Raw genomic sequence first — 12,462 nt, forward strand, 5'->3', positions numbered from 1 at the left:
CCATGAGAACGGCTTTGTTCACGCCGCAACCTGACACCGCGCCGCCGCGCTCGCGCCTGGTGCTGCGCCGCTGCGCCTGCGGATGCGGTGGCAAGAGCGGCGGCAAGTCCGGCTGCGCGGCCTTGCCGCTGGGCGGGCGCGCGAAGACGGCGGTGCCCGATCAGGTCGAGGACGTGTTGCGCAGCCCCGGCGAACCGCTGGCCGCCGCCGACCGCGCGGAATTCGAGCAGCGCTACGGCCACGACTTCGGCCGCGTGCGCATCCACGCCGATGCCCGGGCCGCGGACTCGGCGCGCGCGCTGCATGCGCAGGCCTACACCGTCGGCCCGCACGTCGCCTTCGGCGCCGGACGCTATGCGCCGCGCACGCGCCAGGGCCGCGAACTGCTGGCGCATGAACTGGCCCACGTGGTGCAGCAGCAGGCACGCTACCGGCCCGGGCTGCCGCTGGAACTGGGTGCGGCCAACTCGCCGCTTGAGGCTCAGGCCGACCGCGCGGCGCACAGCCTGTCCCAGCCCATCGCCGCGCCAGGTCTGGCGCAAACCGTGCAGCGCGCCGGCATGGGCGACCTGCGCGTGGCCGAGGCCGAAGCACGCAAATGCCCCGGCACGCACACCATGCCGGACGACGTGTACGACGCGGTCAACGAGGCCTGGTCCAAGTCCGGGCACGGCGGCGACACCGTGCAGGAGCATGGCGGCCGCATCGTGTCCGACAAGGACGGCAAGCGCGTCATTCGCACGGGCTCGGGCGGCGGCGGCAGCATCAGCCTGCCCGCCGAGAAAAAGGGCGACTACACCCTCGGCACGTACCACACCCATCCTTACAGCAGCTCGGAAGGATCCAAGCTGGGCGTGGCGTTTTCCGGCGCGGACGTGGCCAACTTCATGGCCGGCAACCAGGGCTGGGTCAAGTACATCGGGGCGGGTAGCTGCCACTACGCGCTGAACATCCAGGACTACGAAGCGGTGTACGACTGCCGCAAGCGCAACGTCGATTTCAAGACGCGCTGGAACGACGCCTTTGCCGCCGCCACCGGCACGTTCCAGGCCAAGGTCGAGACCGCCGTGCGGGCATCGATCGACGGCTGCGGCGTCTGCTTTTACCGCGCCTGCCGGCCCGACGCCGCCAGCGCGGTCCCCAAGAACATGAGCCTCATCTAGGAGCCGTCATGCAAGACTGGATTGGCAAGACCGTGGGAGAGGTGCTCGACCTGTGCCAGACGCGCTATGCCGACGTCACCATGGTCGACGAGCCGCCGGGCAAACTGCGCGCCGTCGAGATCGATTGCGTGGCGCGCGTGCCGGTATCGCGCTTCGTGCTGGAGTTCGACTACCGCCCGGATCTGTTCAGCGCGGCGCGCAACTGGCCCGAATCGCTGGTGGGCGCGCAGCGCATCACCGCCGTGCGCAACGCCGCCGAGCCGCAGGCCTACCCATGAGCGGACCGCTTTCGCCCCGCCTGCTGCGCGGCGGCATCATCCTGATCGATCCGTCCAGCGGGGCGGTGCAGCGCGTGATTTCGCTGCAGTACAACCCCGAGACGCTGACGCGATCGCTGCAGCCGCAAAGCGTGGACGACGGCGGCGCGGCGGGCGAACCGCTGCGGCTCAAGGGGCCGCCGGCCGAGACGATCCGGCTGGACGCCGAGCTGGACGCGACCGACCAGCTGGAGTTTCCGGACGAACACCGCAACGCGCGCGACACCGGCATCCACGCGCAGCTGGCGGCGCTGGAGACCATCGTCTACCCGGACAGCGCCGCGCTCATCCGCAACAACCAGATCGCGAATCTGGGCACGCTGGAGATCGCGCCCACGGTCGCGCCGCTGAGTCTCTTCGTCTGGAGCCGCGAACGCGTGGTGCCGGTGCGCGTGACCGATTTCTCGATCACCGAAGAGGCCTTCGACGCGCGCCTGAATCCGATCCGCGCCAAGGTCTCGCTGGGCCTGCGCGTGCTGCATGTCGGCGACCTGGGCTTCGGCGACAAGGGCGGTCATCTGTACCTGGTGTATCAGCAGCGCAAGGAACGGCTGGCCGCGCTGGCGGGGCTGGGCGACCTGGGCTCCGTCGGACTGGAGTCCCTGCCATGAGCGTCGAGCGCTTTTCCGCCAACAGCCGGTATCACGGCGTGCCCACGGCTGAAATGCCGGGGCCCGACGGCCGGCCCCTCGTCTACCTGCGCCGCCGCTTCCTGCCGGACCCGGCGGCGCTTACCGCGGTCGGCGAGGTGGCCGTCGCCCCCGGCGACCGGCTGGACCGGCTGGCGGCGGCTGCGCTGGGCGATCCGCTGCAGTTCTGGCGTCTGGCGGACGGCAACGACGCGCCGCGCCCGGCCGCGCTGGAGACACCCGGCCGCAGCCTGCGCGTGACGCTGCCCGCCGCGCTGGGCGCGCCTTTCAATGGCCAATTCGGAGGCGGCGATGCTTAGCGGCGTGCACCTGACGCTGCTGGTGGGGCCCGGCCTGCCCGTGCCCGCGCCGCGGCCCATCATGGACGGCCTGGAGCGCGTCGAGGTGTCGTCGTCGGCCGACGGCCCGGGGGGCTTTCAGCTCTCGTTCACCGTCAGCAACCGCTCGCCGCTGCACACGCTGCTGGTGATCGCGGGGGGCCAGGTGCCGTGGCTGCGGGTCATCCTGATCGCCACGCTGAACGGGCTGCCCACCGTGCTGATGGACGGGCTGGTCACGCGCCAGGAAATCACGGACGGCAACGCCCCCGGCCAATCGCGCCTGACCGTCACGGGCGAGGACCTGACGGTGGCGATGGACAAGCAGGACATGAGCGGCCTGCCCTACCCCGCGATGCCGCCGCCCGCGCGTGTCGCGGCCATCATCGGCCGCTACGCGCTGTACGGCATGCTGCCGCTCGTCGTGCCGTCGCCGTTCACCGATGTGCCGATCCCCGTCGAACGCATTCCCCTGCATGAAGGCACGGACCTGGCCTATGTGCGCCAGCTGGCCGCGGAAGTCGGCCACGTGTTCTACATCGAACCCGGCCCGCTGCCCGGCGCCAACGTGGCGTACTGGGGCCCCGAAATCCGGCTGGGGCCGGTGCAGCCGGCGCTCAACCTGGGCATGGACGTGCACAGCAATGTCGAGTCGCTGTCGTTCTCGGTGAACCAGTCGGACGCCGCGCTGCCCGTCATCTTCATCCAGAACCCCCTGACCAAATTCCCGATTCCCCTGCCCGTGCCCGACATCAGCCTGGCCAGCCCGCCGCTCGGTCTTTTGCCCCCGCTGGCCAAGGGGCTGACGCTGCTCAAGGACACGGCCAAGCTGTCCCCGGCTGCCGCGCTGGGACGCGGCCTGGCCATGGCCGCCGGCACGACCGCCGACGCGGTCACCGCCGATGGATCGCTGAACGTGCTGCGCTACGGCCACGTGCTCAAGTCGCGCCAGCTTGTGGGCGTGCGCGGCGCGGGCTTGGCGTTCGACGGCCTGTACTACGTCAAGCGGGTGGACAGCACGCTCAAGGCGGGCGAGTTCCGCCAGCAATTCTCGCTGGCCCGCAATGGCCTGATCTCGACCCTGCCCCTGGTGCCGCCATGACAGACCCCCAACGCCACTACGGCAAATTCCGCGGCGTGGTGATCAACAACGTCGATCCCATGCAGATGGGCCGCATCCAGGTGCAGGTGCCCGACGTGCTGGGTCTGGGCGTCTCAAGCTGGGCCATGCCCTGCGTGCCGTTCGCCGGCCAGCAGAGCGGCGTCTTCGTGGTGCCGCAGGTCAGTTCGGGCGTGTGGGTGGAGTTCGAACAAGGCAAGCCCGACTACCCGATCTGGGTCGGCGGATTCTGGGGGTCGGCGGCCGAAGTGCCCGCGCTGGCGCTGGCGGGGCTGCCCGTGTCGCCCAGCATCGTGCTGCAGACGGGTGGACAGAACACGCTGATGATTTCCGACCTGCCCGGCCCCACGGGCGGCATCCTGCTCAAGACCAAGACCGGCGCGATGATCTCGATCAGCGACGTGGGCATCACGCTGTCCAACGGCCAGGGCGCGACCGTGATGCTTGCCGGTCCGGCCGTCAACATCAACCAGGGCGCCCTGACGGTGACCTGACTTTGCATCACAGGAGGCGCAGCCATGCCCGGACCCTTGCTGCATCTAGGCGCCACCGTGCAGTGTTCGCACGGCGGCCAGGCCGTTCCCCTGTCGCCCAACCCGCGCGTGCTGCTGTCGGGCCAGCCGGCCGTGACCATCCTGTCGACGTATTCGATCGCGGGCTGCGCCTTTCCGCCCCCGCCCCCGGGCAACGGGCCCTGCGTCACCGGCATGTGGTTAAGCGGCGCGACGCGTGTGCTGGTCGGCGGACAGCCGGCCGCGCTGCAGGCCGGCGCGTCGATCTGCACGCCCACTGGCACGCCCATGCTGGCGCTGCAGGCGCAGGCGCGCGTCGTGGGCATGTAAGGCGCACCGCCATGGCCATCCTGCGCTTTCCGTTCGAGCCCGACGCGCGCGGCCGCAGCCGCGATGCCGATGACGCCGAGCACGTGCGCGACATGATCGAACAGGTGCTGTTCACGGTGCCCGGCGAACGCGTCAACCGGCCGGACTTCGGCTGCGGCCTGCTGCAACTGGTATTTGCGCCCAACAGCGATACGCTGGCCGCCGCCGTGCAGATGAGCGTGCAGGGTGCGCTGCAGCAGTGGTTGGGCGAGCGAATCGCGGTGGAGTCCGTCAACGTCGCGCATCGCGATGCCACCCTGCAGGTGGACGTGCAGTACGTGCTGCGCCAGGGCCAGCAACGGCGGCTGGCGCGCTTTACCCGGGACGTGCCATGAACCGCCAGTTCCGCAGCGCCAATCCCCGCCGCCTGCAACTGCTGCGCGCCCAGCAGCCGCCCGGCGACAACGGCATCGCCTTCGTCGAGATCGATGCGGCCGACCAGCGCACGCTGCGCGTGGTGTGCGTGCATCCGGTGTCCGGCATCGGCCGCGCCCACGTGCGCATCGAAGGCGGCACGCGCATCCGCGGCATTGCGCTGGCTGCTGACCCGGTACTGTCCGGCAACGAGATCCGGCTGAGCGTGGACAAGGCCGGCGACTTCTCGTGGTACACGCTGGCGCTGGTGAACCCCGCCGATCCCGACGCGCCCGCGCCGGGCTTTGACCTGTGCCTGTCCACCATCGAGATCAACTTCAAGGCCGGGTGCCCGTCGGAATTCGACTGCGCCGATACGCGCGCGTGCGATGCGCCCGTGCCGTCCGAGCCGCTGATCGATTACCTGGCCAAGGACTACGAAAGCTTCCGGCGGCTGATGCTGGACCGCCTGTCGCAAAGCATGCCCGACTTCACCGAGCGCAATCCCGCGGATTTCACCGTGGCGCTGGTGGAAACGCTGGCCTATGCCGCCGACCACCTGTCGTACGCGCAGGACGCCGCCGCCACCGAAGCGTACCTGGACACCGCGCGCCGCCGAACCTCATTGCGCCGTCATGCGCGCCTCTTGGACTATCCCTTGCATGACGGCTGCAACGCGCGGGTCTTCGTCACTGTCCAAGCCCACGCGGCGGGCGAAGGCAAGGTCATCCCGGCCGGCACGCCGCTATTGACCAGTTCCCAGGAAGCCGCGCTTGCGGCCCCCGTGCGCCGCCGCGAAGCGCTGGACGGGCTGCCCGCGCCCGGCATCGAAGTGTTCGAGACGCTGCACGACCTGCTGTTGCACGCCGCGCACAGCCGCATTTTCCTGCATGACTTCGCCGACCCGGCGTACTGCCTGCCGCGCGGCCGGACGCAGGCGGCGCTGGTGAACGATCCGCCGCTGGCGCTTGCGCCCGGCGACGTGCTGGTGTTCGAAGAGACGATAGACCCGTTGACGGGCCGCAAGGCCGATGCGGACCGCACGCATCGCCACGCCGTGCGCCTGACCGAAACGCGCACCGGCCGCGACGACCTGACCGGCACCGACCTGCTGCTGATCGCCTGGCATCCGGACGATGCGCTGCCGTTCCCGCTGTGCGTGAGCCAGGAGTTCGACGAGGGCGGCGCGTTGGTCAAACGCGCGGTATCGGTGGCGCGCGGCAACGTGGTCCTGGCCGATCACGGCATGCAGCGCGATTGGACGCCGTTGCTGCCGGACACCGCGACGGCGCGCGATGCGTTTGCCGCGCGGCCCTACCGGCCGCGCCTGCCGGATGCCGGCCTGGCCTGCGCCGAGCCCTACCGGCATGAGCTTGCCGTGGCGGGGCCGCTGCCCGCCAGCGCGGCGCTGGCCCAGGACCCGCGCCGCGCGCTGCCCAGCGGCATGTCGCTGCAGGCCGACGACGCCGATCAGCCCGGCGACGTGCCCGCCCCGGCCAGCCCGCCGTGGTCGCCCCAGCGCAGCCTGCTGGTCAGCGCGCGCGACGCGCGCGAATTCGTCGTCGAGATGGAACACGACGGCGCGGCCTGGCTGCGCTTTGGCGACAACCGCTATGGCGCCGCGCCCGCGCCCGGCGAACGCCTGCTGGCGCGCTATCGGCTGGGTGGCGGGCCGCAAGGCAACGTGGGCGCGGACGCCATCGGCGCGCTCGTCACCGACGATCCCGACCTGATGCTGGGCGTGGCGCGCGTGCGCAATCCCCTGCCCGCGCAGGGCGGCGCGGCGCCGGAACCGGCCGATGCGATCAAGCTCAACGCGCCCGAGGCCTTCCGGGTGCAGGAGCGCGCGGTCACCGCGGACGACTATGCGCGGCTTGCGCAGCGCCATCCGCAGGTGCAGCGCGCGGCGGCCCGCCTGCGCTGGACGGGCAGCTGGCACACCGTCTTCCTGACCGTGGACCGGCGCGGCGGGCTGGCAGTCGATGCGCCGTTTCGCGCCGCGCTGCGCGCCTTCATGGAACGCTTCCGGCTGGCCGGACAGGACCTGGAGTTCTCGGACCCGGTGCATGTGCCGCTGGACATCCTGGTGCGCGTCTGCGCCGCGCCCGGCCACTTCGCCGCGGACGTCAAGGCGGCGCTGCGCGACGCCTTCTCTGCGGGCCAGGACCGCGCGGGCCGGCCGGGCTTCTTTCATCCCGACCGCTTCACCTTCGGCACGCCGCTGGCGCTGTCGGCGCTGATGCGCGCCGTCATGGCCGTGCCGGGCGTGGCGTCGGCGCGGGCAGAACGCTTTCAGCGCTGGGGCCGCGACCCGGCGGGCGAACTGGACACTGGCCGTCTGCTGGCCGCGCCGCTGGAAGTGCTGCGCGCCGACGGCGATCCGAACTTCCCGGAGAACGGCCGCATCGACTTCATCGTGGAGGGCGGATCATGACGACTCGCGACGACTGCGGCTGCTGCGCCGGGCAGCCCGCGCTCACGCCGTCGGACCTGACCAATCCGCCCGGCCAGCCCGCCTTGCGCCTGCGCATCGGCACACACGGCCGCTTTCTCGCCAGCCTGACGGCGGATCTGGCGCGCTCGCCCGCCCTGGCGGCGCTGACGACGCGCGATCGCGATGACCCCGTCATTGCCCTGTTCGACGCCTGGGCGGCGGTGCTGGACGTGCTGGCGTTCTATCAGGAGCGGATCGGCAACGAGGGCTACCTGCGGACCGCGACCGAGCGCCGGTCGGTGCAGTCGCTGGCCCGGGCCATCGGCTATGAACTGCGGCCGGGCGTGGCAGCGACGACGTGGCTGGCGTTCTCGCTGGAAACCGCGCCGGGCGCGCCCCCGCGCGCCCGCATCGAGCCCTGGACCCGCGCGCAAAGCGTGCCCGCGCAGGACGAACGCGCGCAGACCTTTGAAACCCTGCAGGCCGTCGAGGCGCGCGCCGCCTGGAACGCGCTGGAACTGGCGTGGCTGGAACCGGCGCCGCCGCGCTTTGGCGCGCGCACGCTGTGCCTGGCCGGCGCGGCCACGCGCCTGAAGGCCGGTGACGCCGTGCTCGTCGTCGGCGACGAACGCACGCGCGATCCGGGCAACGAGAATTGGGACTTCCGCCGCCTGACGCAGGTCCGCGAATACGTGCCCGGTCCCGGCGAAGACGGCGCGCCCGCCTATACGCTGATCTCGCTGGAGCGCGGTCTGGGCAGCGCCGCGCCGCACGTGCAGCCCGCCGGGCGCAACCCGCGCTGCTTCGCGCTGCGCGCGCAGGCCCGCCTGTTCGGCTACAACGCGCCCGATTGGCGCGCCATGCCCGCCACGCTGCGCGCGGCTTACCTGGGCATGCCCGACGACGCCAAGCCGTCATTCAGCCAGTTTCCGCAGTGGCCGGGCTATACGTTGGCCGAGGTGTCCGATCCGCCCGGCGCCAGCGGCCCCGGCTCCGGGCTGTACGGCGAGTATCACCGTGGCCGCACCTTCAGCCAGCGCGTGATGACCCGCACCGATCCGCAGCTGGATTTTCATTGGGCCGCGGGCGGCCCCGGCGACGGCGTGCCCGCGGACAACTTCTGCGTGCGCTGGACGGGCTGGGTGCGCGCCCCGGACAGCGGCAGCTACACCTTTCACGTCACGGCCGACGATGGCGTGCGGCTGTGGGTGGATGGCAACCTGCTCATCGACCAGTGGCGCGAACAATCGCCCACCGAATATAGCGCCAGCGCGCGGCTCGTGGCGGGGCGCAAGCACGACATCCGCATCGAATACTACGAGGCGGGCGGCGACGCCACCTTCGTGCTGGCGTGGTCCGGACCGGGCCTGGCGCGCCAGACGATTCCCGCGGCCAGCCTGTACCCGGGCGACGTGCACGGCGTGCACCTGGACGCCTCCTATCCCAAATGGGTGGCCGGCGGCTGGACCGTGCTGTCGATGCCGGGCTATGAAGAGCTGTACCGCATTGCCGACGCGGGCCCCGACGCGCGCACGGGCTTTGCGCTGGCGGGACCGACCACGCGCCTTACGCTGCGGGGCGAGCGCGTGCGCGAGCAGTTCAACGACGCCCTGCGCGAGACCACGGCCTACGGCGAATCCGACCCGCTGGACTGGGGCGTGCGTCCGGCCTCGGGGCTGACGCAAGGCCACACGCTGGTGCTGGCGTCGTACGAGCCCGACCTGCCGCAAGACCGCGTGCTGGCGGTGTCGGGCCTGATCCTGACCGAAACCGATGCCGCCAACGTTGCGCCGCGCGAGCGGCTGTTGCGCGGCGACGCCGTGGCCAACGTGCGCGTGGCGCGCGACCGCGCAAGCGCCGACCTGGAATTCGAGGATGGCGCGCGCGCCACCGTCACGCTGGCCGACGCCAGCGACATTGTGCGCATCCAACGCAACGACAGCGCTGGCGGCCGCACGACGCTCGTGCTGGACGCCGACCTGGCGCACGCCTATCTGCCCGCCACGGTGCGCATCAACGCCAACGTCGCGCCCGCCAGCCACGGCGACAGCCGGCAGATGCGCATCCAGCCGGAGGTGCTGGGCAGCGGCGCCGGCAACCGCGCGTTTCAGCGTTTCACGCTGCAGCAAAAGCCGTTGACGTTCGTGCCCGCGCCCACCGCCAGCGGCGCGGCGAGCAGCCTGGAAGTCCGCGTGGACGGCCTGCTGTGGGACGAGGCGCCGCGCATCACCGCGCTGGCGCCGGACGACCGCGCATATCTGCTGCGGGTGGACGACAGCGGCGGGGCCACCGTGCAGTTCGGCGACGGCCTGCATGGCGCGCGTCTGCCGTCCGGATCGGGCAACGTCCAGGCGCGTTACCGCGTGGGCCTCGGCCGCGAAGGCAACGTTGCGCCCGGCCAGTTGAGCGTGCTGCTCACGCGCGCGCCCGGCGTCAAGGCGGTCGTCAACCCCGCGCCCGCGACCGGCGGCGTGGACCCCGAAGCGGGCGACGCCGCCCGCCGCAATGCGCCGCTGCGGGTGCGCACGCTGGACCGCATCGTGTCGCTGCGCGACTTCGAGGATTTCGCCGCCGCCTTTACCGGCATCGGCAAGGCGCAGGCCGTATGGCAGTGGGACGGCGAGCAACGGCTCGTGCACCTGACCGTCGCGGGCGAAGATGGCGCCGCGCTGGATTCGGCCGGCGCGTTGTATCGCAACCTGCTCGCGGCCATCGACGCGGCGCGCCCGCCCTACCAGCCGCTGAAGGTGGCGCCGTGCCGCTACCTGGATTTCGGCCTGCGGGCGGGCCTGGGCATCGATCCGCGCTTTGAAGCGGCGGCCGTGTTGGTCGCCGCCCGCGCGCGCGTCCTGGATGCCTTCGGCTTTGCCGCGCGGGCGTTCGGCCAGCCGGTGCACGGCGCCGAGGTGCTTGCCGTCTTGCAGGACGTGCCGGGCGTCGCGTGGGTGGATCTGGACGCACTGGTGCTCAATGCCGGTCTGGACGGCGCGGGCGCGCGGCGCAGCAACGGTCCGGACGCCCTGCTACCGGCGCGCACCGCGCGTTGGCAGCAGGGCGCCCTGCAGCCTGCCGAGCTGCTGCGCCCGGATCCCGCCGGCATCGACTTGTCGGAGCGCACATGAACACCCGCCTGGATGCCGATGCCCTGATGGCCCTCTTGCCGGCGTTCTACCGCGAACGCGACGCCGCCGCCGGCGGGCCGCTGCGCGCGCTGCTGGACGTGCTGGCGCGTCAAGGCGCGCTGGTGGACGCCGACGTGGACCGGCTCTACGACAACTGGTTCATCGAAACCTGCGAGGACTGGGTGGTGCCTTATCTGGGCGACCTGCTCGGCGTGCGCGCGCTGTATCCCGTGGACGCCGCCTTTTCGCCGCGGGCGCTGGTGGCCAACACGCTGCGGCTGCGCCGCCGCAAAGGCACGGCGCTGGTGCTGGAAGAACTGGCGGCCAACGCCACCGGCTGGCCAAGCCGCGTGTCCGAGTGCTTCGAGCGCGTCGCCACCACGCAGCACGTCAATCATCCCCGCGCGCACGCGCTGCGCACGCCCGACCTGCGCGATTCGCGCGCGATGGAACGCGTGGACGGCCCCTTCGGTGCCGAGCTGCACACCGCCCACGTGCGCGCGCTGCCGGCCGGACGCTACAACCTGCCCAACGTCGCACTCTTTCTTTGGCGGTTGCAGTCGTACACCGTGCAGCGCGGCGATGCGGCGCGCGCCACCACGCACGACGGCTTCTACACCATCGATCCGCTGGGCCGCGACCAGCCCTTTTTCAACCGGCCGCGCACCGAGACCGACATCGACCACCTGGCCGAGCCGATCAACGTGCCCGAACCGCTGTCCTGGCGCGATCTGCATGCGGAACTGCAAGCGCGCCGCCAGGCCCTGACCGATGGCGACGCGCCCCCGCAAGGCTGGTTTGCCGACAGCGCCGCCGGCCCCGCCGTGCAGGTGTGGCTGGACGGCCAGCCGGTTCCCGCCGAGCATCTGGTGATCTGCAATCTTGCGCCTATCCCCGGCGTCGCGCCCGAACAGTGGCGCCGGCCCGACACCGCCCTGTTGTTCAAGTCGCGCAAGCCCGGGCGGCCGGACCGCAGCTTTCCCGGCGCGGGCGGCGTGCTGGTCGGCCTGGATCCGCACCGCGGTCGGCTGGCCCTGCCGCCGGGCGTCACCGCGCAATCGGTGCAGGTGCGCCATGCCTACGGCTTTCCCGGCGACATCGGCGCGGGCCCCTACGCCCGCAGCACGACCGACGGCGATGACGCGTTCGACAACGCGTTCGACACCCTCCTGCGCGTACCCTCGTCGGCCACGCCCACGCTGACGGCGGCGCTGGCCGCGGTGCTGGCGGGCCAGCGGGTGCGCATCGTGATCGACCACGATGGCACCGAGACCTTGGCCCCCGATCTTGTGCTGCCCGACACGCGGTTGTCGATCGAGGCCGCGCCGCTGCGCCGTCCCGTGCTGCAAGGCGATTGGCGCGTACGCGGCAACGCCAGCACCCGCATCCGGCTCGACGGGCTGCTTGTGGATGGGCGCCTGCGGCTGGAAGGGGCGCTGCGCGCCGTTGCGCTGCGCCACTGCACGCTGGTGCCGGCGCGCGGCGGCGTGCGTCACACGGGCGCCGCGCCCGAACTGGAACTGCGGTTGACGCGCTGCATCTGCGGGCCCGTGCGCTGCGCATCGCCGCTTGCGTCGGTGGAGATCGACGCAAGCCTCATCGATGCGCAAGGCAGCGCCGCGGCCGCGGTCGATGTGGACGACAGCGCCCTGCGCATCCTGGCCAGCACGCTGTTCGGGCGCGTGGCCGCCGGACGGCTGGACGCGTCCAACACGTTGTTCGGCGGCACGCTTGCCATCAACCGCCGGCAAGAGGGTTGCGTGCGCTATTGCCACGTGCCCATGCCGTCCGTCACGCCGCGCCGCTACCGCTGCCAGCCCGATCTGGCCATGCAAGACCTGACCGGCGCGGCCGCCAAGCGCGCGGCGGCGCGTGTCGCTCCGTCGTTCACCGCCACCACGTTCGGCTCACCGTCGTATGGCCAACTGGCCCGCAGTTGCGCGACCGAGATCCGCGAGGGCGCGGACAACGGCGCCGAGATGGGCGCCTGGAATTTCCTGCTGCAGGCCCAGCGCGAAGCCAATCTGCGGCAGGCGCTGGACGAGTATCTGCGCTTCGGCCTCGAAGCGGGATTGATCCCTGTGAACTGAGCCCTCTGTCTTCG

General features: G+C 71.7%; 11 protein-coding genes. All 11 read left to right on the top strand.

All coding sequences use genetic code 11. The features are described from left to right. Nucleotides 1-2 precede the first annotated feature (2 nt). Genes V6V88_RS22230 through V6V88_RS22280 form a run of 11 tightly spaced genes read left to right on the top strand, consistent with a single transcriptional unit; the run spans nt 3 to nt 12,448 of the window. Nucleotides 3-1,163 carry a DUF4157 domain-containing protein gene (locus tag V6V88_RS22230; protein WP_338616361.1) on the top strand — a complete coding sequence of 387 codons (1,161 nt, stop codon included), beginning with the start codon at nt 3-5 and terminating at the stop codon, nt 1,161-1,163. A gap of 8 nt (nt 1,164-1,171) precedes the next feature. Beyond that, nucleotides 1,172-1,441, top strand: a complete 270-nt coding sequence (locus V6V88_RS22235; RefSeq protein ID WP_056326128.1) for a hypothetical protein — start codon at nt 1,172-1,174, stop codon at nt 1,439-1,441. After that, nucleotides 1,438-2,091: a hypothetical protein gene (locus V6V88_RS22240; protein ID WP_338616363.1), complete on the top strand. Its 654-nt coding sequence runs from the start codon at nt 1,438-1,440 to the stop codon at nt 2,089-2,091. Before V6V88_RS22235 ends, V6V88_RS22240 begins: the two co-directional genes overlap by 4 nt. Beyond that, nucleotides 2,088-2,429, top strand: a complete 342-nt coding sequence (locus tag V6V88_RS22245) for a LysM domain-containing protein (RefSeq protein WP_338616364.1) — start codon at nt 2,088-2,090, stop codon at nt 2,427-2,429. The genes V6V88_RS22240 and V6V88_RS22245 overlap by 4 nt, the downstream gene beginning before the upstream one ends. Beyond that, on the top strand, nt 2,401-3,549 hold the full coding sequence (locus V6V88_RS22250) for a hypothetical protein (RefSeq protein WP_227741290.1): 1,149 nt from the start codon (nt 2,401-2,403) through the stop codon (nt 3,547-3,549). Before V6V88_RS22245 ends, V6V88_RS22250 begins: the two co-directional genes overlap by 29 nt. Continuing rightward, nucleotides 3,546-4,061, top strand: coding sequence for a phage baseplate assembly protein V (locus V6V88_RS22255; protein ID WP_056326117.1), 516 nt, complete (start codon nt 3,546-3,548; stop codon nt 4,059-4,061). Before V6V88_RS22250 ends, V6V88_RS22255 begins: the two co-directional genes overlap by 4 nt. Nucleotides 4,062-4,085: 24 nt before the next feature. After that, on the top strand, nt 4,086-4,409 hold the full coding sequence (locus tag V6V88_RS22260; protein WP_338616365.1) for a hypothetical protein: 324 nt from the start codon (nt 4,086-4,088) through the stop codon (nt 4,407-4,409). An 11-nt stretch (nt 4,410-4,420) separates the two neighbouring features. Continuing rightward, a complete protein-coding gene (locus V6V88_RS22265) occupies nt 4,421-4,783 on the top strand; it encodes a GPW/gp25 family protein (RefSeq protein WP_128827156.1) in 363 nt (120 codons plus the stop codon). Beyond that, entirely contained in the window at nt 4,780-7,236 is a 2,457-nt protein-coding gene (locus V6V88_RS22270) for a putative baseplate assembly protein (RefSeq protein ID WP_338616366.1), read from the top strand. The genes V6V88_RS22265 and V6V88_RS22270 overlap by 4 nt, the downstream gene beginning before the upstream one ends. Further along, the gene (locus V6V88_RS22275; protein ID WP_338616367.1) at nt 7,233-10,358 is read left to right on the top strand and encodes a putative baseplate assembly protein; all 3,126 of its coding nucleotides are present in this window, start codon (nt 7,233-7,235) and stop codon (nt 10,356-10,358) included. Before V6V88_RS22270 ends, V6V88_RS22275 begins: the two co-directional genes overlap by 4 nt. Next, complete coding sequence (locus V6V88_RS22280; protein WP_338616368.1) at nt 10,355-12,448, top strand: phage tail protein; 2,094 nt, start codon at nt 10,355-10,357, stop codon at nt 12,446-12,448. The genes V6V88_RS22275 and V6V88_RS22280 overlap by 4 nt, the downstream gene beginning before the upstream one ends. Nucleotides 12,449-12,462: the final 14 nt, after the last annotated feature.

The organism is Achromobacter sp. E1 (genome assembly GCF_037039475.1).
Classification (GTDB): domain Bacteria; phylum Pseudomonadota; class Gammaproteobacteria; order Burkholderiales; family Burkholderiaceae_B; genus Achromobacter; species Achromobacter mucicolens.